Origin of the sequence: Priestia sp. TRN 1309 (assembly GCF_050846875.1) — a bacterium.
Classification (GTDB): Bacteria; Bacillota; Bacilli; order Bacillales; family Bacillaceae_H; genus Priestia; species Priestia zanthoxyli.
Genome location: NZ_JBOZGM010000005.1, coordinates 176688 through 199225, shown reverse-complemented (window position 1 = coordinate 199225; position 22538 = coordinate 176688). Strand labels below are relative to the sequence as shown.

The 22538-nt window shown below is 37.4% G+C and carries 24 protein-coding genes; 5 read left to right on the top strand and 19 right to left on the bottom strand.

Features of this window, described 5'->3' with window-relative positions; translation table 11 throughout:
- The first annotated feature begins 10 nt into the window (after positions 1–10).
- Positions 11–1213, top strand: a complete 1203-nt coding sequence (locus ACRPLQ_RS20505) for an iron-containing alcohol dehydrogenase (RefSeq protein ID WP_432236260.1) — start codon at positions 11–13, stop codon at positions 1211–1213.
- 42 nt (positions 1214–1255) lie between these two features.
- On the opposite strand, the gene cudC is transcribed toward ACRPLQ_RS20505, so the two are convergent.
- The 15 genes from cudC to ACRPLQ_RS20430 all read right to left on the bottom strand — a co-directional run bounded on the left by cudC (position 1256) and on the right by ACRPLQ_RS20430 (position 13100).
- The gene (gene cudC / locus ACRPLQ_RS20500; RefSeq protein ID WP_028409671.1) at positions 1256–1810 is read right to left on the bottom strand and encodes a choline uptake/conversion transcriptional regulator CudC; all 555 of its coding nucleotides are present in this window, start codon (positions 1808–1810) and stop codon (positions 1256–1258) included.
- Between the two features lie 226 nt (positions 1811–2036).
- Positions 2037–2267, bottom strand: a complete 231-nt coding sequence (csrA, locus tag ACRPLQ_RS20495; RefSeq protein WP_029714345.1) for a carbon storage regulator CsrA — start codon at positions 2265–2267, stop codon at positions 2037–2039.
- Positions 2268–2291: 24 nt separating this feature from the next.
- Positions 2292–2714 carry a flagellar assembly protein FliW gene (gene fliW / locus ACRPLQ_RS20490; RefSeq protein ID WP_028412016.1) on the bottom strand — a complete coding sequence of 141 codons (423 nt, stop codon included), beginning with the start codon at positions 2712–2714 and terminating at the stop codon, positions 2292–2294.
- Between the two features lie 81 nt (positions 2715–2795).
- A complete protein-coding gene (gene flgL, locus ACRPLQ_RS20485) occupies positions 2796–3677 on the bottom strand; it encodes a flagellar hook-associated protein FlgL (protein ID WP_034264317.1) in 882 nt (293 codons plus the stop codon).
- Between the two features lie 2 nt (positions 3678–3679).
- Complete coding sequence (gene flgK, locus ACRPLQ_RS20480) at positions 3680–5203, bottom strand: flagellar hook-associated protein FlgK (RefSeq protein WP_154992153.1); 1524 nt, start codon at positions 5201–5203, stop codon at positions 3680–3682.
- Positions 5204–5221: 18 nt separating this feature from the next.
- A complete protein-coding gene (locus ACRPLQ_RS20475) occupies positions 5222–5683 on the bottom strand; it encodes a flagellar protein FlgN (RefSeq protein ID WP_321201868.1) in 462 nt (153 codons plus the stop codon).
- A 21-nt stretch (positions 5684–5704) separates the two neighbouring features.
- On the bottom strand, positions 5705–5959 hold the full coding sequence (gene flgM, locus ACRPLQ_RS20470; protein WP_432236259.1) for a flagellar biosynthesis anti-sigma factor FlgM: 255 nt from the start codon (positions 5957–5959) through the stop codon (positions 5705–5707).
- A gap of 159 nt (positions 5960–6118) precedes the next feature.
- Positions 6119–6532: a TIGR03826 family flagellar region protein gene (locus tag ACRPLQ_RS20465; protein WP_048021753.1), complete on the bottom strand. Its 414-nt coding sequence runs from the start codon at positions 6530–6532 to the stop codon at positions 6119–6121.
- Between the two features lie 61 nt (positions 6533–6593).
- Positions 6594–7187: a ComF family protein gene (locus ACRPLQ_RS20460; RefSeq protein WP_321201865.1), complete on the bottom strand. Its 594-nt coding sequence runs from the start codon at positions 7185–7187 to the stop codon at positions 6594–6596.
- Positions 7188–7282: 95 nt separating this feature from the next.
- Positions 7283–8773 (bottom strand): DEAD/DEAH box helicase, encoded by a 1491-nt coding sequence (locus ACRPLQ_RS20455; RefSeq protein WP_321201866.1) that lies wholly within the window; start codon positions 8771–8773, stop codon positions 7283–7285.
- Between the two features lie 97 nt (positions 8774–8870).
- On the bottom strand, positions 8871–9716 hold the full coding sequence (locus ACRPLQ_RS20450; protein WP_033580406.1) for a DegV family protein: 846 nt from the start codon (positions 9714–9716) through the stop codon (positions 8871–8873).
- Positions 9717–9822: 106 nt separating this feature from the next.
- On the bottom strand, positions 9823–10260 hold the full coding sequence (locus ACRPLQ_RS20445) for a YaaR family protein (protein WP_028412008.1): 438 nt from the start codon (positions 10258–10260) through the stop codon (positions 9823–9825).
- 120 nt (positions 10261–10380) lie between these two features.
- Positions 10381–10812, bottom strand: coding sequence for a flagellar export chaperone FliS (gene fliS / locus ACRPLQ_RS20440; protein WP_081732844.1), 432 nt, complete (start codon positions 10810–10812; stop codon positions 10381–10383).
- A gap of 378 nt (positions 10813–11190) precedes the next feature.
- A complete protein-coding gene (locus ACRPLQ_RS20435) occupies positions 11191–11874 on the bottom strand; it encodes a response regulator (protein WP_013059772.1) in 684 nt (227 codons plus the stop codon).
- 77 nt (positions 11875–11951) lie between these two features.
- Entirely contained in the window at positions 11952–13100 is a 1149-nt protein-coding gene (locus tag ACRPLQ_RS20430; RefSeq protein WP_013059773.1) for a sensor histidine kinase, read from the bottom strand.
- 438 nt (positions 13101–13538) lie between these two features.
- On the opposite strand from ACRPLQ_RS20430, the gene ACRPLQ_RS20425 reads away from it, so the two are divergent.
- Both ACRPLQ_RS20425 and ACRPLQ_RS20420 read left to right on the top strand, forming a co-directional pair.
- Entirely contained in the window at positions 13539–14174 is a 636-nt protein-coding gene (locus tag ACRPLQ_RS20425; RefSeq protein ID WP_028412006.1) for a YigZ family protein, read from the top strand.
- Positions 14175–14369: 195 nt separating this feature from the next.
- Entirely contained in the window at positions 14370–15368 is a 999-nt protein-coding gene (locus ACRPLQ_RS20420) for an LCP family protein (protein WP_028412005.1), read from the top strand.
- Between the two features lie 38 nt (positions 15369–15406).
- Here the strand turns inward: ACRPLQ_RS20420 and ACRPLQ_RS20415 are convergent, their stop codons facing one another.
- The gene (locus ACRPLQ_RS20415) at positions 15407–16459 is read right to left on the bottom strand and encodes a glycosyltransferase family 4 protein (RefSeq protein ID WP_013059776.1); all 1053 of its coding nucleotides are present in this window, start codon (positions 16457–16459) and stop codon (positions 15407–15409) included.
- 630 nt (positions 16460–17089) lie between these two features.
- On the opposite strand from ACRPLQ_RS20415, the gene ACRPLQ_RS20410 reads away from it, so the two are divergent.
- Together ACRPLQ_RS20410 and ACRPLQ_RS20405 are read left to right on the top strand one after the other, a co-directional pair.
- Positions 17090–17623 carry an NfeD family protein gene (locus ACRPLQ_RS20410; RefSeq protein ID WP_013059777.1) on the top strand — a complete coding sequence of 178 codons (534 nt, stop codon included), beginning with the start codon at positions 17090–17092 and terminating at the stop codon, positions 17621–17623.
- 20 nt (positions 17624–17643) lie between these two features.
- Positions 17644–19173 carry a flotillin family protein gene (locus ACRPLQ_RS20405; RefSeq protein ID WP_028412004.1) on the top strand — a complete coding sequence of 510 codons (1530 nt, stop codon included), beginning with the start codon at positions 17644–17646 and terminating at the stop codon, positions 19171–19173.
- A 36-nt stretch (positions 19174–19209) separates the two neighbouring features.
- Here the strand turns inward: ACRPLQ_RS20405 and ACRPLQ_RS20400 are convergent, their stop codons facing one another.
- The 3 genes from ACRPLQ_RS20400 to galU form a co-directional block, all read right to left on the bottom strand.
- Entirely contained in the window at positions 19210–19917 is a 708-nt protein-coding gene (locus tag ACRPLQ_RS20400; RefSeq protein WP_028412003.1) for a WecB/TagA/CpsF family glycosyltransferase, read from the bottom strand.
- 66 nt (positions 19918–19983) lie between these two features.
- Positions 19984–21267: a nucleotide sugar dehydrogenase gene (locus tag ACRPLQ_RS20395; RefSeq protein ID WP_028412002.1), complete on the bottom strand. Its 1284-nt coding sequence runs from the start codon at positions 21265–21267 to the stop codon at positions 19984–19986.
- Between the two features lie 246 nt (positions 21268–21513).
- Positions 21514–22398 (bottom strand): UTP--glucose-1-phosphate uridylyltransferase GalU, encoded by an 885-nt coding sequence (gene galU / locus ACRPLQ_RS20390; RefSeq protein ID WP_028412001.1) that lies wholly within the window; start codon positions 22396–22398, stop codon positions 21514–21516.
- Positions 22399–22538: the final 140 nt, after the last annotated feature.

Genomic DNA, 22538 nt, shown 5'->3' with positions numbered 1-22538 from the left:
GAATTTAAAGATGTTTATGCGATTTGAAAGAATGGAACGTTTAAAAAGTTTTGAGATGCCAACGGTTGTAAAACATGGAATTGGTGCTGTAAAACATACTGGAGAGGAAGTAAAAAACCTAGGTGTGTCTAAAGTTTTATTAGTAACAGATCCTGGTGTAAAAAAAGTAGGTTTAGCAGATCCCGTAATCGCTAGTTTAAAAGAAGCGGACGTAGACGTTATTCTATTTGACCAAGTAGAAGCCAACCCTTCTATTCACGTAGTAGCAGACGGCACAAAAATGTACAAGGAAAATGGATGCAACGGACTAGTAGCTGTTGGAGGCGGAAGTTCAATGGATACGGCAAAAGCTATTGGTGTAGAAGTAGCTCATAATGCTCCCGTCTTAGATTATGAAGCAGCTGAAGGAAAAAAACCTTTAACAAAACGTATCCCTCCTTTAACAACAATCCCTACAACTGCGGGTACAGGAAGCGAAGTCACACAATGGGCCGTCATTACGGATCCTGTTCGTGAGTTTAAGTTTAATACAGGTGGACCTTTAATTGCTGCTCACTTAACAATTATTGATCCAGAACTGCACGTATCTATGCCTTCACATATTACGGCCGGTACAGGAATTGACGCATTAGCTCATGCAATTGAGTGTTATACATGCCACTTTGCGCAACCAATGACAGACTCTGTTGCTTTATTGGCTATTGAATACGTTGGAAAATACTTACGACGTGCAGTTGCAAATGGACAGGATATCGAAGCACGCTATGGAATGGCGCATGCAGCTATGCTTGCTGGCCTTTCATATGGAAGTGAATCTGCAGGAGCAGCTCACGCGATGGCTCAAACATTAGGAGGCATTTATCCAATTGCCCATGGCCCTTGCGTAGCAGCAATGCTAGGTCCTGTAATGGAGTATAACTGGATGGGTGAGCCTGAGAAATTTGCGCGCATAGCTCAAGCTCTAGGGGTTAATACACATGAACTAACACTTGAAGAAGCAGCTCAAGCAGCTGTTCGTGAAGTATATCAATTAGTTAAAGATGTACAAATCCCTTCTTTAGAAGAACAAGGTGTTCCAAAAGAAGCGGTTTCTCGCTTAGCGCAAGAAGCATTTAATGATCCTCAAACAGTTGGGAATCCTCGTGATTTAACTGTAAAAAGTTACGAATGGATTTATAACCGCTGTTTTGAAACTACACCATTAACCGTATAAAAATGATAAAAGGCTGTTGATTTTTCAACAGCCTTTTTTATGTTACTCTTTCGCTAATTCTTCATTTAAAATATCGATGATTCTTCGGTCGTCAAAAACTTTCACTACTTTTTTCAAGAAATGATAATAATGTTTGGACTCTATAATCTGCGCTAAATTACGCTTTGCTTTTACTGCGATCTCCTCAGGTACATCTTCATCATTTAAAAGAATCTGCAGCTTGTTTTCCGCTTCTTCGATTGCCTCTAAATTAACTGAAATTTCTCTTTGCCACTTCTTACAGAAAAATGAAAAAAAGGACTTAGAAAAATCTTTTTCTGCTTCATATAAGTCTTTTCGAACACCTTTTTTCCACACTTTGTGGACCATGTCAATATTTTGCAGTGAACGAATAGATGTACTCATCGTTGGTTTACTCATACCCAATTCTTCACTCATTTGATCTAATGTAACAGGTTCATCCATAAAATAAAGCATGCCATACAGCCTTCCTACTGAAGGTGTAACACCATATAAATCCATCGTATCAGCTAAAGCACTGACAACCACATCTTCGGCTTCTTTTAATAAATCATGATACTCTTGAACATCACTCATTTACTCTTCTCCTCTTTTGTTAAATTTATTTGAATTATACTTAATAAATTTAATGATACACGATAAAAAGGAAAAAAACAGAAATTCAGTTCAATTTTTTGATAAAAAAGAAGCCTTCTCTTAAAGAGAAAGGCTTAAGACATAGTGGGGAATACTATATGTTTATCTTTCCCGATTTAGATATTATTTATACGGTATATTTTTAATTATTTTCAATCTGATTGTTTTATTTCTTTTTCGGTAATTGTTTCAGCATATCAATAGCATGTAATGTAATTTGAGAAGCACTTTTATTTTCGTTACGTATTTCTTCATAAATCTCTTGTCTATGAATATCTACAGACTTTGGAGCTTGAATTCCTAACTTTACTTGATCACCATTAACTGCAAGGACGGTCACTTCAATTTCATCACCTATTTTGATTGTTTCATGTAACTTTCGTGTTAAAACAAGCATAGACTCACTCCTTATCTATTCCTCTTACTCAAATAACCTGTGCTTCGTTTCGTAAGCTGTATTCATTAAAATCACTTGCTTAGCAAGCTGTTGCTTTGTATTAATAATAACAGGAGCCTGCAAATTAGCCGTTATCTTTTCCACAGAATCTGACATCGTAAGCAATACGTAAACAGCTGCATCTTCCGCTTGTTGTAATTGAAGCTTTTCGATTTCCTGAGGTTCTAGTTGAAAATCATAATCTAAAAAAAACTGAAATGGATCCGTGATAATAAAAGCTAATTCTTTGGTTTGAGTAGACTGCAGAACTTGGAAAGCTTCGGCTTCCGGAAGTGGTAAAATAACAAATTCAGTTTCTTCCAAAAAACCTGGAATCCCTTGATTAAATGTCAGTGTTTGCTGATTATCTATTTCTATATCTCCATGATAGCTTGTGGAAATTTTCATCTCATCACACCTTTGCTAATTAATTTTTTCTTGTTATCTTTTTTCATTATAAAAAAGCTCCTTCTGTGTAGAAGGAGCTTTTTAACGCAAGAAATCTAGCAGCGTAGGCTGAATAATTTGAGCCCCTACTCCCAAAGCAGCACGATGCACGCTTTCTTGTACGGTTAAATCCGTAATGACTTTTTCAATATCTGCATCTTCATTATTTGAAAGCATCTTAGTAGCCGTAATTTCCTGTGAATCAAGGCGGTTTTCGATCAGCTCAAGCCGATTGCTCCTTGCTCCCAATTCAGATCGCTCCGCTAATAGCGTAGACAGCTGCGTGTCTACCTGTGTAGAAAGATCTTTTAGTGAGTTTACATCGTTTTGTTCAAAAGCTGTTTGAACATTGTTCATTAAGTCGAATGCACCTTGTCCAAAGATGTTTTCAGGATGAATATTGACTCTCAGCTGGATACCTTTTGATACCTCAACTGAAAAAGGATCTAGGTTAATAGTTGACTTGATTGTACCACTTGCGTCCTCACTAACAGGTGGCGCTCCTACATTTACACCGTTAAAGATATAGTTTCCTGCCACCTGCGTATTGCCGACTTGCATATAATCCAGCTTTAACTGTTCAATTTCACGTGCAATCGCTTGTCGGTCATCACTTTCATTCGTACCGTTTAACCCTTGCACGACCAGCTCTTTAGTGCGCTGAAGAATGGAATTGACTTGTTCAAGTCCTGATTCTGAACTATCAAACCAAGACTGAGCTTCTGTTAAATTACGTTTATATTGATTTACTTCAGAAAGATTAGACCGATACGCCATTCCTTTCGTAGCGACTACCGGGTCATCGGAAGGACGAGTAATTTTCTTTCCCGTTGATAATTGGTTTTGAAGGGTTTCCAGCTTATTATAGCTATTGCTAATCTGTTTTAACGAATTAGCCGCTAACATTCCTTGTGTGACACGCATCTTTACCTTCCTCCAGTTCCAAGACCGTTTACAATTTTATCAAGCATTTCATCAATCATCGTCACCATACGGGCACTAGCGTTATATGCATGCTGAAACTGAATCATATTGGTCATCTCTTCATCCAATGAAACTGCACTGGTAGACTGGCGCCTTTGCTCCACAGCTCCTTGGAGAGTTTCTGAATTACTTTTTAAGCGGTTGGCTTGTTGGGCATCTACTGACATTTGGCCAATGACAGATTGATAAAATCCATCTAATGAAACAGCTCCGTTTCCGGAATTAATAAGCACCTTTTGACGAAATTGAGACAACAGCTGAGCATTTTGTCCATCTCCTTTGCGGCCAGTTCCATCATCTTCAGAAGAGGCCGAAGAAGCAGCAGCGATATTATTTGTGTTTTGTTTGATTTTATCAGCAATAACAATTCCAGTTGCAGCTCCTTCTTTTTGAGAAATCTCATTAAAAAAGGACACACCATTCTCACCATCTAGCGTGACACCTTGTTCGTGCTTATCATTAAACCAGTTCACAAATTCATATGCCATTTCATCTAAATCATCAATCATTGAAGCGTAAACACCAGTTCTATTACCACTATTATCTATATATCCAGAAGCCTCAATTAACCCTTTAAGTTTTCCTTGAGGAAATGACTCAGGTTTCCGTATCTCATCCCCTATATGAATGCCCGTCACATAGGAATCTTGATTTGTTGTCAAACTGATGGTATTTATTTGATGAGTTTTCCCATCTAAAAGAGTAATAGGTCCTTGAGACGTTTGAAGCTGAACCGTTACCACTCCTTCTGACGTTGCAGAAGCGTTCCCGCTGCTTTTTGTATACTCTAAAGAAACCGGCATAAATTTAGAAATCTCATCTAGCAGCCGATCTCTTTCATCATACAAATCATTAGGTAAATAGCCATTTGGTTCTACGTTTTGTATTTGTTGGTTCACATTATTTATTTGCTCTAGCAACGAATTTACTTGTGTTACGGCTACGTCACGCTCGTTTTGTAAATCACCTTGAATCGTTTTTAAAGAAGTAGATAAATAAGAGAAAGTATCGCCTACTGCTTCAGCTCGTTCAATCATAACAGACCTGGCTCCTGCTTCTGAAGGGTGTGAAGCTACATCTTGAATGGCCTCAAAGAATTGATTAAAAACAGCTGAAAGTCCATCTTCAGTAGGTTCATTCATAATTTCCTCCATTTTTTCAAGAGCACCAGCGCGTGCATCCCAATACCCCACTTTAATGGTTTCATCTCGATACTGGGTATCTAAAAATGTATCACGTATTCGCTCTACCGTGCTGGCTTCTACTCCCATTCCTATTTGACCCGCAGTCCCAGTCTGATTCATCCCTGGGGCCGGATAAGCTGGGAACGTTTCTAAACTTACTCGCTGACGCGTATAGCCCGGCGTATTTGCATTAGATACGTTATGGCCAATCGTGTAAAGAGCCGCTTGTTGGGCGTCCATTCCTCGTTTAGCCACCTGCAAACCATGAAATGTTGAACTCATTCTGCTTTCCTCCGTTCTTTATGCCTTCGAATTAAAAATAGAGTTGGACTGAAACGATCTATTATTTGTTTTTGTGTAATTGAACGAATCCTCTCGCTTCGATGGAACAAGAAGGTCTAGTTCGGTATGAATCAACTGTAAAGACTGTGTGAGCAGCTGATTGTTTAAGTCATTTGCATACTTTATATCTTGAATGATATCTATTAGCTGTTTTTGAAAGGGTATCAAGATGGAGTATTCAGAGAATGAGCCTGCTATTTCTTCAATGGAGCGAGCAGTATGTCCGACTTTTTCCATTGCTTCTATACGTTTTGTTTCCAGTGCAGAAATAGCAGCTATATGAGATTGCTCTTTTTGCAAAGAAGCCGTCAATGCCTTTACATCTTGTTTAATAATAAAATTCGTTTTCTCTTTAACAATGACAGACAAACTTTTATGAAGCGTTACTTGTTTTTCTAGTATCGTTTGAATTTCTTGCACGTTCAATCAATGTCAGTCCTTTTATTTTTTATAGAAATCTACAATACTTTTAGCAATTTCTTTTCCGTTAATTTCGTATGTTCCGTTGTTAATTTGCTGTTTGAGCTTCTCCAATTTTTCAAGTCTTTCTGGAGATGGTTCATTTCCCTGAAGTTTCTTCGCCTCAGGTGAAATATGAATCTGATCTTGTGGATTTTTTTTAGAGACCTGTTCTGTTTTTTCTGATTGTTTTTTGTACGGATTTATTCCAAATAAGTTCGATGGGTTAATCTTCATCTCTCTCACCTCTTTTTATATTTGTATCCGTTATCTCTATTCATTATATCGGAATTTCCACCTAAACCTTTAGCATCCGCAAGGAAGTTGAGACCATTTTCACAGTCCACCTTAAACATAGGTCTATAGATAGAGAGTCTGCAAACATTCAGCATACTTTTACTCTTTTTTTCTTTCGTTAGAACGATAGGTGGGACGCGTGGGCTCTTCATTTGAACGAATCATCTCACGATTATGCTTTTCTAACCCATGTTTAATTTCTTGAGAGCATGAATGGCAAAGTTTCCCTTCCCGAATCTGAGCGTTGCATTGCATGCATGGATAGCTTATATTTGGAAAGTTAGCTAACACTAAGCGACCTTGTCGAATAAATTGATGAATTAACAAATCTGAAACGCCCGTTTCTTTCATCACTTCGTAAGTCGTTGCTGTACGATTTGCTCTTTTCTTCAAGAATGAAGAAACACGTTGAAACAGAGCTTCTTCTTTGTCAAAACATGATTTACATATATTTATTGATCCAATTTTCACAAATAAATGACCGCATTCCCTGCAATTATCTAACGTTCCCATATTCGAAACTCCTCATTTGTTTTTTATTTTACTATCGGTCAAAGTTTTAAATTATACATCTTCATGCACGAATTAAGGTGAGCGAACGAACTGAACGTGCCCCAGCTTCCTGCAAACACTTTGCCGCTTGGCGCACGGTTGCTCCTGTTGTATAAATGTCATCAATCAAGAGAAATTCTTGATTCGTAACCATTGAGGAGTCAACTACTTTAAATTCCAGCCTTTCTGTCAGCCGACTTCGCCTATTTTTTTTTGATTGCTTTGTTCCTGAACAACGAACAAGAGGCATTTCTATGTTGTCACTGATCAGTTCAGCTAGTGCTAAAGATTGATTAAACCCTCTTTCGTATAATCTCTCCTCCGTTAAAGGTACAGGAACTAGTATAGCTTTTGGGTTACATTCTTTTTTATAGAACTTATACCACTCCTCCTTGAATGCTTGGATAATTTCATAGTCTCCTTGAAATTTAAAACGCTCTATTATGCTTTGCATAAAATCACTGTACGTATAAAGAGAACGGTTAAAAAAAGAAGCATCATTCCATTTCTGACAGTCCTTACATGTGTCTAGCTCATAATGAGAAGGAGCCAGGTCTGCAAGAGAGCGGCCGCATCCCCTGCAAACGCTACTAGTGATGATGGGACATCTTTGCAAGCAAACAGTGCAAATCCTATCCGTTGAAGAAGATTTTAATAATGACCTCCAATCGAAAGAAGAGACCAGAGGTTCAAAACAAATCAGACATATTGTCATCGATCAATCAGCCCTTCCTTATAAGCTAGAGCATTCATATGTTCAATATGTCCTTTTGCTTTTCGCATAGACAGAGATTGTCCATAATGAAAAAAGATCACGTCTCCCGTTGGAAATTGAGCACTCCTCCCCACCCTTCCTGAAATCTGCACAAGAGCACTTTCAGTAAAAATCGTTTCTTCTGCTCCCAATACTGCAACATCTATGTTGGGAACCGTTACGCCTCGCTCCAATATGGTTGTCGTTACTAAAATAACGAGCTGCCCTTCTCTAAATTTCATTACTTTTTCTTTTCGCTGGGAATCTTCAGCATGGACACCGTCTACCTTTTCGGTCAGCTTTCGAATCATGTCTGTGATCGGAGCAATCCACTTAATTTGCGGGACGAAGACAAAGCATTGTTTCCCTTCATCTATTCTTTTTTTTACCCATTTCTCAACATTAGCAGGCAAGGTATCTGTTTTTATTTTTTTCTTCCAATTGCCACACCATTCAAACCGAGGAACAGGAATAAGCATTCGGTGATAGCGGGCTGGAATTTTAACTACTTGTTTTTTTCCTTGCTCAACGTCTTTTTTTAATGATTCACTTGGAGTCGCTGTTAAATAAATCTTTGACGCAGCGTGTTTAGCTGCTTTTGCAACAGCATAGTGCAGCATAGGCTCTGTTGAATATGGGAATGCATCTACTTCGTCAATAATCAGCACATCGAATGCTTGATAATAATGCAAAAGTTGATGAGTGGTGGAAATAATAAGAGAGGATTCATGAAAACGGTCTTCGCTGCCTCCATACATAGCCAGCACAGATATATCCGGAAATGCCGATTGAATTCTTGGCTTTAACTCAATAACCACGTCTGTTCTTGGAGTAGCAATACAGACTTTCTTTCCGCTGTTCAACGCGGATTCAATACCTTTAAATAAAATTTCCGTTTTTCCTGCTCCGCAAACAGCCCAAATTAACAGCTCTCCATCCTTTTTTATAGCTTGAATGAGTTCATTTGAAGCACGTTCTTGAGCTTTAGACAGCGTGCCTTTCCAATTCATCACGCTGCTTTTTGGCAGGACATTACTTGCTGGCCCTTCCCAGTTTATAAAGGGTGTGCATTCACTTACTTTGCCCATTACAATACATGCTCGGCAATAGTAGCAGTTCTGGTGACATCTACTGCATGGAAATGAAGCGAAATAAAAAGGGCTATCATTTCCACACCGGTTGCATCTATATCGATTTTCTTTTTGGGTTATTGCTTTTTGATAGGAAATATATCCGTTTAGGTAATGTTCATGAATGAGGGGTAAAGGATAGGGAGTCTGATTGAGTAGCAGCTGCTTTCCGCTTAAAGAGCGCTGAAGATCTAAAGAGTAAGGGTATGAAGGATTTAAAGGTGGAGTTCTCCACGTATCGATTTGAGAGAGAGGAAAAGCATCAGGACTAGGCACTTGAACGGGATCTAGCAGTTCTTGTTTAACAGTAAAAAGCATCTCTTCATTCCTTTCCATTTTTATCGTACACATCTATATACGCAAAAAAAGGTGTTTTTTCCTGCAAAAAAACCAAATCAAATGATTTGGTTTTCGATTACTTTTTATACCAGCCTATACCGATGGCACCTTCACCTAAATGCGTGCCAATGACAGCCCCAAAATAAGAAAGGCTCCATTCAATATGAGGATATTCTTGTTCTAAATCTCGTTGAATTTCTTTTGCTTCATTTTCACGATTAGAATGAATAACTACAGCTTTCATAGGTACGTTTTCTTTTGCATCTTCATCAAGAAGCTCGGTAATTCGTTTTAATGCTCGCTTACGCGTACGAATTTTTTCAAACGGAACGATTTTTTTAGATTCAAAATGGAGCACGGGCTTTACTTGAAGAAGACTGCCAATAATAGCCTGAGCAGCATTTAGGCGACCTCCGCGCTGTAAGTGAGATAAATCATCTACCATAAAATACGCACGCATTGATAGTTTCATCTCTTCGAAACGCGCAATGATTTCGTCAGGATGTTTATTTAATCGGACCATCTCGGCTCCTTCAATCGCATAAAAGCCCTGAACCATACAGCTGATTTCTGAATCAAATACGTGCACATCAAAGTCTTCTACCATGCTACCTGCCGTCAAAGCACCCTGATACGTTCCGCTAATTCCACTAGATAACGTAATAACGATAGCAGCATCGAACTGATCTCGTTTTAACTGTTCAAACAACTCTACAAATTCTCCAATAGCAGGCTGAGAAGTGGTTGGAAGATTTTTTGCTTCTTTAATTTTTTCAAAATATTGATTTGCAGTCATATCTACTTCTTCACGATATGTTTCTTCACCAAAAATAACGCTTAGCGGTACCATATGTATATGATAGTTTGATCGAATTTCCTCTGATATATAGGCGGTACTATCTGTAATAATTGCTGTTTTCATAAGATAGGGATCCATCCTTTGTTATATAAAATAATTTCACTCTATTCTACAACATTTAGGATTAAAATGCATGTAACGAGAGGTTTACCTATTAGTAAAAGCTCCTTCACGTATACATATTAATTAACAAACCTTGAATTTCCCCTACCTGCTTGAGTAAATTTAAACTGTCTTTTTCTTTTTGAAGGATATCATTTGTCAAGTCAACTAGTTTCGTATCCACTTCTTTCACTAGCTTATATACTTTAGTCGTTCCTCTGTGGTTAAATCCTCTTTCTTCATGCAGTTCAAAACTATTTTTAACGACTTCGTTCATAAACTGCTTCACAAGCGTCTTGTATTTCCGCAAAGAATCAATAGTTTGACTTTTTACTAACTGCTTTCCCTGTTCTTCAATTTTATTTATCACTTGAGTTAAATGTTCATAGGTCAGTTCTTTTTGTTTCTTTACCATTACTCCTGTAAATGAAGCCGAACTACTTACTTCTTTTTCTCTAATGAGATTCACGGAAGAAGAAAGACCGTTAATTCGCTGTAACTCCACTATGTATCTCTCCTTTCTCTGTTAGTATACACTTCATTCAGTTTAGACTTTTAGATGTGCTTGCTTGATTAGCTGAAAAGTTTCGAGAGGCATCTGATGCGTGGATATGATGATTATCCTTTAGCTAAGAGTAATACGTATGTGCTGTTCATAAGAAGACAGCTTGTTTTTGCGGGGCGAAGAGGTAACTTTAGGCGTCTCTTTTAACACTTCATTCCAAGCGTTAGAAAGCTTCTTCATCATTTGTTGAACTTCACATAAAATAAACGTATCTTTTTTTAAATTAGCCATAATTAATCTCTCAGACATATAGTTGTAAAGGGTATCTAACTGCTCTGCAATAATACCTGCTTGATATGTTAAGCCAATTCCTAGACGATATAAAATATCGTTGCACTGTTTAATTTTTTCATTCGCTGTAAAATAATCGCTGTGTTGAATTGCTCTAACAGCTTCATCAATATTTTGAATAAATTTTTCATACATCATAGCTGTTAGCTCTTGAGGAGATTTATGATAGATTAATTCTTCCGTTATAAAATTCAGCTTCATCACCTTCTTGCCTTCTTTAAATCCATTTTCTATGTGTTGCGCTATAACTCTTAAATTTTTAAAGTATACCAGTTGAGGTTTGAATAAATTCTTTTACGACCTCATATGTATCTGAATGTATTGAAGACCTTCCTTTACAAGAGCTTGCATCAAATGGATGGACATTGTTTTGAGGTATGGATGCTTTTGTCGAAAGTTGAAGGACGAGTAAATGCACAGAGCTATCACCCTTCGCCTTCCTAGAAGATATCTTCTTCCCTTAACTTATCGGTTGGTTTCCTCTCTCATTACACATGACTTTTTACCCACAATTTCAAAAAAAGTTATAAAAAGAAAAAAAAAGTCCGATATACCTAGCGGTATATCGGACTTTTGAACTTATCTTACTTCTACCCAACCGTTTTTGATTGCCACAACAACAGCTTGCGTGCGATCATTTACATTCATTTTTTGCAAAATATTACTCACATGGTTTTTAACGGTTTTTTCACTAATATATAATGCTTCTCCGATTCCTCGGTTACTTTTACCATCAGCCAACAATTGTAGCACTTCGCACTCACGACGTGTTAGCAAATGCAGTGGACGGCGAATCTCAATTGGTTCGTGCGGATAAGAAGACGACTGTCCTTGAGCTGCTAGTCGACGGTACTCTTTTACTAAACTATGTGTTACTTTAGGGTGTAAATATGAACCACCTTCTGCAACTACTTTCACCGCTTCAATTAACGCATCCGCATCCATTTCTTTTAGCAGATAGCCTCGTGCCCCTGTTTGCAAGGCATGAGTTACATACGTCTCATCATCATGAATAGATAAGATAATAACTTTAGCATCCGGATTTACTTCTACAAGCTTTTTCGTAGCTTCTACACCATTCACAGCCGGCATGTTAATATCCATGATTACAACATCAGGTTGATGTTCTTCTACAAGGTCAATAACTTCGCTACCGTCGTCACCTTCTGCAACTACTTCAAAATCTTTTTCGAAATCTAAAATTCTTTTTACTCCTTCACGGAATAATTGGTGATCGTCGATTATGATAATTCTTGTCTGCATGTTTGATTCCTCCCCAAATCGAACAACAAATGTTTTACTCTATATTGACCCCTATTTATATACATATCTCTGCCTTTTTAAGCGGCTATAATCGGTACTTTAATCATAACAAGCGTGCCTTGGTTAATTTTCGAATGAACAGAAATAGTCCCATCTAACAAATCAACACGCTCTTTCATTCCTATTAAGCCGAACGAATTCTCTTTTTTCTCTTCTTGATTAAAACCACAGCCGTCATCTTTGACCAGCAAAATAGCGTGTTCATTGTTGAACTCTATCTTCACCTGGATTTCCGTCGCGTCTGCATGTTTTAATGCGTTCGTTACAGCTTCTTGCACTAGACGAAACAGTGCTACTTCTAATTTTGAAGCAGTTCGCTTCTCTTGTCCAATGGAAATAAACGTAATCCGAGGCTTGCCTTCGTTATAATCTTCGATTGTATCAAGATATTTACGCAGCGTCGGAATTAGACCTAAGTCGTCAAGTGCCATCGGTCTTAAATCATATATAATTCGACGTACTTCGTATAGGGCAGAACGAACCATTTTTCGTAAATCTCGAATTTCTTCCATTGCTTCTTTTGCACTACGTTCCCGGTAAATTCGGTCAATTAATTCTGATCTCATCATAACATTTGCAAGCATTTGAGCTGGGCCGTCATGAATCTCTCTTGACAAACGTTTCCGTTCCTCTTCCTGAGCTTCAATAATCCGAAAGCCAAAATACTCTTTTTGAATAGCATCTTCTACTATTTCCCCTACTTGTTTTAAGTCACTTGTTAAATAATTTAACACAACGGAAATTTGACCTACTAAGTGATCTGCACGTTTAATCGTTTCTTCCAATGTAAGCAAGCGTCTTTCTAGTTCATCTCGACGATTACGCAGCTGATATTCGCTTTGCTGATTCATCAGCAGCTTAGTTTGTAATTCGTGTGCTTTTTCATAAGCGTCTTTTACTTCAGGCTCTGAATAAATTTGAAAATGTCGGCTCACATCAGACAAACGCTTTCGAGCCAACCTTGCCTGAGTTTCCAATTTATCACCTTGCTCTATCGTCTCAAGAACTTTTCCTTTTAACACTTCTAACTCTTCTTTAATTTGCTGATATTCTTGTCTGGCATCTTCAGAAAGGCGATAGACTTCATTTTTACTATCTCCCACTGTGCCAATAATCTTCTCAAAAATTTCATCAAGTGCCTTGCTTGTTAATTTATGTTTCGACATTTACTCACCCCAAACTATACTCACATTCGGAGAAATGTCTATACGTTCATGCTATATATAGTATTCGTATGACCTATCTGAATTGTGAGGATAAGATCCATATTTTCTCCCTATCTGACTTTTTATATCCAAAAAGTAACGGTTGTTTTAGTACCCTCAAACTCGACATCAATCGACGCTTGACTCGCGTTATTTGAATAGATTACCATTTACGCTCACTCTTCAACAGTGACTAACTGCCTGTTTAAATCATTTCATTATTTAGCTATACAAGCCTGCACACTATTTTATTATAACGTATATTCTGTATGGCTTGTTTAAGTGATGTTGAATTTGATTAATTGATGTCTTTTCATAAACATTTTATACTAATAGCAAGTAAACAGTACGTAAATACCCGTTTTTCTTCTATTTATAACGCTAAGGAGGATTTTTTGATTGTTATCACAATATTATACCGTAAAACAAGAAGGTTCACATGAAATCACTATTCAAAAATCTAGATTCATTTGTCATATGAAACGTGTAACAACTGAGGAAGAAGCTCAGCAATTTATTCAAGACATTAAAAAACAGCACTGGAATGCTACTCATAACTGTTCAGCTTACCTAATTGGAGAACGAGATCAATTTCAAAAAGCAAACGATGATGGAGAACCAAGTGGAACAGCAGGCGTACCAATGTTAGAAGTGCTTAAAAAGAGAGGCTTAAAAGATACGGTAGTCGTCGTTACGCGCTATTTCGGAGGTATTAAATTGGGCGCAGGTGGATTGGTGCGCGCGTATGGAAAATCCGTTTCCGAAGCGTTAAATGAATTAGGTACAGTCAAACGAACTCTCATGGCGGTTATGCATACAACCGTCGACTATACATGGCTTGGAAAATTAGAAAATGAGCTTCGCAGTTCCGTTTATCTATTAAAAGAAATCCACTACGCAGACATGGTAGAGATTGAAACATTTGTAGAGGAAGCTCAAACAGAAGCATTTATTGAATGGATGACCGAGCTAACAAACGGCCAAGCAGATATTCGAGCAGGTGAGACGACCTATTTAGAAGAAGATGTAGAATGAATTATTTACTCTTATTAAAAAACATTGTACAATTGATAAATAGCGCAACTATTCTGATGGTTGCGCTACTTGTCAATGAGTAAAAACCTCGTAAAGACGCATAGCTTTGACGAGTTTGATTCATACATTCCAATTTATAACACATACTAAGTGTCACAATAAGTGTTCGAATATACGAATAAAAGGAGAAACCGTATGGCTCAATATAGACGTTTTCAAAAAAGAGTAAACAAACGGAAAAGAAAACGAAGGCTTTTTACATTTTTTCTGTTACCTATCCTTATTTTAGGGCTTTCTGCAACCGCTTATGGCTCTTATTTATTTGTTAAGGCTAAAACAGTAGCTTCTGATTCTTATGAAGGACTTGGAGATCGCGATAACTCTCCTATGCGTGATCGTAAAATCGATCCCAAAAAAGATGATATATCCATTTTATTTATGGGCGTAGATGACAGTGAAACCAGGAAGTTCGGAAAATCAGCCCGTACAGATGCTTTGATTTTGGCGACCTTTAACGAAACAAATAAAACCGTAAAGCTTGTAAGCATACCTCGAGATTCGCGGGTTTATATACCTGAAGTGAACAAAAAAGATAAAATTACGCATGCGCATGCGTACGGAGGTCCAAAAGCAACTGTAGAAACGGTAGAACAGCTGTTTAATGTCCCTGTTGATTACTATGTTAAAGTGAATTTTAAAGCTTTCACAGACATTGTAGACTCACTTGGGGGAATCGATTTTGATGTACCTTATGCGATGAGTGAAAAGGACTCAAAAGATCGTCATAATGCTATTGTCTTAAAACCAGGAAACCAACATTTAAATGGTGAAGAAGCGTTAGCTGTTGCTCGAACACGAAAACAAGACAACGATATTGAGCGAGGAAAAAGACAGCAGCAGTTGATCGAAGCCATGATTAAAAAAGCTGCTTCCATTGGATCACTTAATAAATATGGCAATCTTATCGAAGCTGTTGGCGATAATATGAAAACGAATTTAATGTTCGGTGAAATGCTTTCGTTTTATGATTACGCTTCGAAAAAAGTAGACATCGAAACCATTAACTTAGACGGTAGCGATGAAAAAATTAACGGCGTTTACTACTTCAAACTAGACAATGATTCAGTGGAAAAAGTAAGTGAAAAGCTCCGCAAGCATTTAGGCATTGAATCAACTTCAGATACAACAGAATAATTAAAAAGACCTCTTGGATATGCAAGAGGTCTTTTTAATTAATTTTTTAAACGAAGCCCACGAACCATGTTAAGAATTGGCCTATATGTCTTATCAACTAATCCTATTTTTTCAACGATAATTTCAATCGCCACAAGGAGGATAGCTAGTACAAGAAAAGACCCCCACATTGTTTGTACCTTTGAAAAGATAACTGCCGCTAAGCCAAATATCGCACTCATTCCATAAATAATTAAAACCGTTTGTCTATGGCTGTACCCTAAGCGCAACAAGCAATGATGCAAATGAGATTTATCAGGAGCCGATAGCGGTTGATTTTTTACGATTCGGCGAATAATAGCAAAGAACGTATCTGAAATTGGTACCCCTAAAATAATAACTGGAACAATGAAGGAAATAACCGCTACATTTTTAAATCCTAACAGAGACAATACAGAAATCATATAGCCTAAAAATAGTGCTCCTGTATCGCCCATGAAAATCTTAGCGGGGTGAAAGTTGTAAAACAAAAATCCGAGCGTACTTCCCAATACGATGAAACCCATGCTTGTCACAAACACATTACCCATCATAATAGCCATACCAGAGATGGTAATCAATACAATAGAGGAAACGCCGGCAGCTAATCCATCCAATCCATCAATTAAATTAATAGCATTGGTAATTCCTACAATCCATAATACCGTAATTGGAATACTTAACATTCCGAATTCTAATTTTCCGCCAAACGGCAAGTTAATGAAGTCAATTTGGACTCCACCGTATACAACAACAATTAATGTCGCTACTAGCTGACCGCCTAATTTAATTTTAGCGGATAGCTCAATCATATCATCTAAGACACCGGTAATGATGATAATGATGCTTCCGATTAAAATCGGCAGCGCATATTTACTGTCAGGCTGTAAAACGAGGTATCCAATAAGAAAACTAAAAAATATCGCCAAACCTCCAAGGCGAGGCATAATTTTTTGATGAACTTTTCGTTGATTTGGTTTATCCGTTGCACCTATTTTAAACGCCAGCTTCTTAACCAGCGGAGTGATCAGAATAGATGTAATAAAACAAATAAACAAGGTCAAATATAGCATGGAGACCCTCCTCAGGTTTATGTTAACCAAAACCATAAAAAATGTATCCAACTTTATATAATTGGATAGTATTTCAAATTGCGTATAACAATAATTACTTACTTATTCCCAAAATGGATTATATCACAATGATTCTACTACTTAAATAGAAATTTATTCTCAAAAATTAGCACATTTACAAACTATTAATAGAAAAGAACTGTATTTTTTGGTGTATAAACAGCTGATTTACTTTATTCTTATGTGGTTATTTTATGTAGAACATTTTCTTTACTATATTTTATTAAAATATAAGCGAACTCCCCCCTTTTCGTCTAATTTATTCGTCATCTTTAACTCTTTTTCCTTTTTATTAAGCATATTTAAACCTTTATTTTTATTTCACATGGCCCCACTCATTATATGAACAAACTTTTGACCTATGCATGTCCACTACTTCAAACCACATTCGCTGAATCGTTGTCCTTATCTTATATCATTTAAAAGTTAAAATATAGTGAAATGGACAGAGATAAAATTAAACAAAAAAAGGAATTTTATCAAAAAAATGAAACTTTTTTTTGATACGGTTCGTAATACATAGTAGAAACAGTATCAATCATCTTACATAAAGGGGGTGTTGAATGAACTATGTTTGGTCTATCTGTTCAAACAGTGTATTTGTATGGATTAATTATCTGCGGAAGTCTCACCTTCTTATACATTTTATTTAGCGATTTGTTAGATGGATTATCTGAAGCGATACCTTTTTTTAACCCCACTCTTCTTTTTTCTTTTTTAACATTCTTTAGTGCCAGTGGATATTTGTTCACCTATACGTCATTGCAAAATTATTGGATTATTTCGATTTCCGCTCTTATTGCCCTTCTACTCGTTATTTTGCTCAACGTTTTCGTATTGATTCCTTTATCATCGGCTGAAGAGTCTCTTGCTTTTACTGAAGATTCGTTAAAAGGAAGACTTGGTACCATTATTACTTCCGTTCCTGCAGATGGTTATGGAGAAGTATTTATCGAAGGGGTTAGCGGCACGATCTCCAAACCCGCTGCCAGCTTTAAAAACACTGCTATACCTTTAGGCAGCAAAGTGCTTGTGGTAGATATACAAAGGGGCAACGCACTCGTTGTGATTTACGAAGAAGTTATGACCAATCACTCATTATAAATAGTATTAGGGGGAGTTTTATGTTTTCAACACCTATATTAGTTGTCGTTGGAATTGTTGTTTTTTTATTAATTGCGCTGATTGCCGTATTTATTACAAAATACCGTACAGCAGGTCCAGATGAAGCGTTAATTGTAACAGGGAGCTATCTCGGAAATAAAAACGTGCACGTCGATGAATCCGGAAACCGCATTAAAATTGTTCGCGGCGGCGGTACGTTTGTGCTGCCAGTTTTTCAGCAGGCTGAGCCTCTGAGCTTGTTGTCAAGCAAACTGGAAGTATCTACACCTGAAGTATATACAGAACAAGGTGTTCCAGTTATGGCTGATGGGGTATCAATCATCAAAATTGGAGGTTCTATTTCAGAAATCGCAACGGCCGCTGAGCAGTTTTTGGGCAAAGCAAAAGAAGATCGTGAAACCGAAGCTAGAGAAGTCTTAGAAGGTCACCTTCGTTCGATTCTTGGTTCTATGACGGTCGAAGAAATTTATAAAAACCGTGAAAAATTCTCTCAAGAAGTACAGCGCGTAGCTTCACAAGATCTAGCTAAAATGGGATTAATTATTGTATCGTTTACAATTAAAGACGTTCGGGATAAGAACGGCTATCTAGAATCGCTAGGGAAGCCTCGTATTGCTCAAGTTAAGCGAGATGCTGACATTGCAACAGCGGAAGCTGAAAAAGAAACAAGAATCAAGCGTGCCGAGGCTCATAAAGATGCCCAAAAAGCGGAGCTTGAGCGAAATACAGAAATCGCGGAAGCTGAAAAAATGAATCAATTAAAAACCGCTGAATATCGTCGCGAACAAGATATTGCCAAAGCTCGTGCTGACCAAGCGTATGATCTAGAAACAGCTCGCGCGAAACAAGATGTAACAGAACAAGAAATGCAAATCCGCATTATTGAACGTCAGAAACAAATTGAATTAGAAGAAAAAGAAATTCTTCGTCGTGAGCGTCAATACGATTCTGAAGTAAAAAAGAAAGCAGATGCAGATCGTTACTCTGTTGAGCAATCCGCAGAAGCTGAAAAAGCAAAACAGCTTGCGGAAGCTGACGCCAACAAATATCGAATTGAAGCAATGGCTAAAGCTGAAGCTGAACGCGTTCGAATTGATGGTTTAGCAAAAGCTGACGCTCAGCGTGCCCAAGGTGAATCTGAAGCTGAGATTATCCGCTTAAAAGGTTTAGCAGAAGCAGAGGCTAAACAAAAAGTTGCGGAAGCATTCGAGCAGTTTGGTCAAGCGGCTATTTTAGATATGATTATCAAAATGCTTCCTGAATATGCAAAACAAGTTGCAAGTCCTTTAGCAAATATCGATAAAATTACGGTTGTGGATACAGGAAGCAACGGTGAAAACAGCGGAGCTAATAAAGTGACTGGTTATGCAACAAATTTAATGTCTTCTCTTCAAGAATCGCTGAAAGCATCCTCAGGTATAGATGTAAAGGAATTGATTGAGAACTTTTCTGGAAAAGGAAATGTGCGCCAGAGCTTGCACGAACTAACGGATGAAATCAAGCAACAAAACAAAAAAGAAGATATCTAAAAATAAAAAGCATGCGGATATAATCCGCATGCTTTTTTAACCTCTTAACACTCGAAGAAGAAACCTAGGCAATTCTAACTGACGCTTCCATCTCCATGGTTCTTTTAATAGTCGATAAAGCCACTCTAAACCAAATTTTTGAAAAACAGCCGGTGCCCGGTTCAATCGTCCTGAAATAACATCAAACGAGCCGCCTACGCCTTGATAAACAGAAGGATTGAGTTTTTCTTTATGAGCAATAATCCAATTTTCTTGCGCTGGACTGCCTAAAGCGACAAACACAATTTCTGCTCCTGAATCATTAATCGTACGTTCAATGACTTCTTCATTTTTTTCATAGCCATTTAATGTTCCAACAATTAAAATCCCTGGAAACATCTCTTCCAATTTAGCTTTGGCTTCATCTGCAATGCCAGGCTTGGCTCCGTATAAAAAAATTCTTTTACCGTTATTAGTTGCTTCTTTGCACAGCTTCAGCATCATATCAATACCCGTTACACGCTCACGAATACGTCCCTTTTTGAGCTTTGAAGCTAAAATCACACCGATTCCATCTGGAATTTGATAAGTCGCTTGATTTAACAGTGACTTTAGTTCCTGATCTTCTTGTGCTTTCATAATTTTTTCAGGATTGATTGCTACAATAAATGATTTTCGGCCTTTATCTATATCCTGAAGTAACTTTGCCGCTAGCTCATCGTACGTGTCGCTACAAACGTCTATTCCTAAGATGTTTTCCTTCATTAAATCACCCGTATGTTGATTTTTTAGTTTTTTACAAACGAAAGACAGGCTGTTCAGCCCGTCTTTTTATAAAGTAGAAACTTTTGAATCACCAAGTAACACTACGTCAAAGCCTGCTGCTTTCCATTGATCACGCTGAATGCAGTTTTTCGTATCAAAAATAATCTTTGTACGCATATGATTTTCAACAGCTGATGGAAGAAGCTCTTTGAACTCATTATGATCTGTTAAAATAAGAATCACATCTGCATGTGCAACAGCTTCATCCAAACTTTGCGTTTGACGTTCGATTTTATTCTCTTTGATATGAGGATCAAATGCTGTGTAATCAACACCTAGCTTTTCTAAGTGATGAAGCACATCCGTTGATGGACTTTCACGCATATCATCAATATTTCCTTTAAAAGCTAAACCTAAAACAGCTACACGTCCATGTTGAATGCCCTTCTCATCTAGTAGGCTTTTCGTTTTTAATGCTGTATATTCAGGCATTGAATCATTTGTCTGACGAGAAAGAGAAATAATTTTCGCAAGTTCTGGCTGAAGCTCCGTTAAGAACCAAGGGTCAACAGCAATACAGTGGCCGCCTACACCAGGACCTGGTAAATGGATGTTTACACGTGGATGATAGTTCGCTAACTTAATCGCTTCCCACGCATTTACACCAATTTTTTCACTGATTTTTGCCAGCTCATTTGCAAAGGCAATGTTCACATCACGATATGTGTTTTCAATTACTTTCACCATTTCAGCTGTTGTAGCATCCGTTACGTGAATATTTCCTTTTACAAATGTTTTATAAAGCTCAACAGTCAAGCGACTGGACTCTTCGTTAATACCACCGACAATACGGTCATTATTTACTAGTTCCTCAAATACTTTTCCTGGAATAACACGTTCAGGTGAGTGAGAAACAAATAACTCACTGCCTAATTCTAAACCAGTTTCTTTTAGCACAGGTAGCATAACGTCTTCTACTGTACGCGGAGGAACTGTGGATTCTAAAATAACTAAATTTCCTTTACGAACGTAAGGAACAATTGATTTTGTCGCTTCTCGAACATAGTTCAAGTTTGCCGTTTTATCTTCATTAATTGGTGATGGTACAGCAATAATAAAAATATCCGCCTCTTCAGCTGTTGTGCCTACCGTAAAGTGGCCGTTGTCAACTGCTGATTCTAAACGTTCTTGTAAGCCATTTTCTTCTATATGAAGTTGCTTATTTTTAATTAATTCTACTGCTTTTTCATTTACGTCAACACCATGTACATATAAGCCGTGATTGGCAAACATAACAGCTGTCGGTAAACCTATATATCCTAAACCAACTACACACAATTTCTTTGTCATTGCAGAAAATCTCCTTTATATGACATGCTTAATAAATAAAACCTATCTGATATTATATCGAAAAATGTCATTTCATGATAGCATTTATATAAAAACATGAAATAATTTCTTTTACTTATTATTATGTAACATTTTATGAGAATTCATCAATAAACGATATAACCATCTTTTGTACAACGGGCTCTAACCCAAAAGAACTATTGAAAATCTCCATGATTCCCAATAGTTCTCCTAGTAAATCTATTTTTACATATGCCCTTCTTTTTCGACAATTTCTCTAAAATAGCTCACTAACTCTTCTCGCAGCGGTTCTCTTTGTAAGGCTAAATCAATTGTTGCTTTAATGAATCCAAATTTATCTCCAACATCATAACGTTTTCCTTCGAAATAATAAGCAAGAACACGTTGAAATTCATTCAGACGTAAAATAGCATCTGTTAATTGAATTTCTCCACCTGCACCAATCTCTTCTCTGCTTAAGATATCAAAAATTTCCGGTGTTAAAATATAGCGCCCCATAATTGCATAGCCTGAAGGGGCATCTTCTGGATTCGGTTTTTCAACGAGCGTTTCTACGTCTAATAATCCTTTTTCAAGAGGCTCTCCTTTAGGGCCTACAATTCCGTACTTTGAGGTTTCTTTCCTAGGCACCTCCTGTACACCAACTACAGCGCATTCATATTTTTCGTATACGTCCATTAACTGTTTCAAACAAGGTGTTTCTGATTGAACTACATCATCCCCTAGCATAACAGCAAACGGTTCATCTCCGATAAAACTTCTTGCACAGTGAATGGCATGACCTAATCCTTTAGGTTCCTTTTGACGAATGTAGTGAACATTAGCCAAATTCGAAATCCCCTGCACTTCTTCAAGCATGTCCCACTTTTCCTTTGCCGCTAATGTTTCTTCTAGCTCATATGATTTATCAAAATGATCCTCGATTGCTCGTTTTCCGCGACCGCTTACAATTAAAATATCTTCAATACCTGATGCTACTGCTTCTTCCACAATGTATTGAATCGTTGGTTTATCTACAATTGGCAGCATTTCTTTAGGCTGTGCTTTTGTAGCCGGCAAAAAGCGTGTCCCTAATCCAGCTGCTGGAATAATAGCTTTACGAATTTTCACTTACTTTTCCTCCTGTCAATGTCAATCGTGCTTATTGGTTATAGTATAGTAAGTCTTCGATTGAGTATGTACACAAAGTCATGTTGAATCCATTTCTTTTTATAAAGAGTCATGTTGGATTCTGCTTTATCATAACAAAA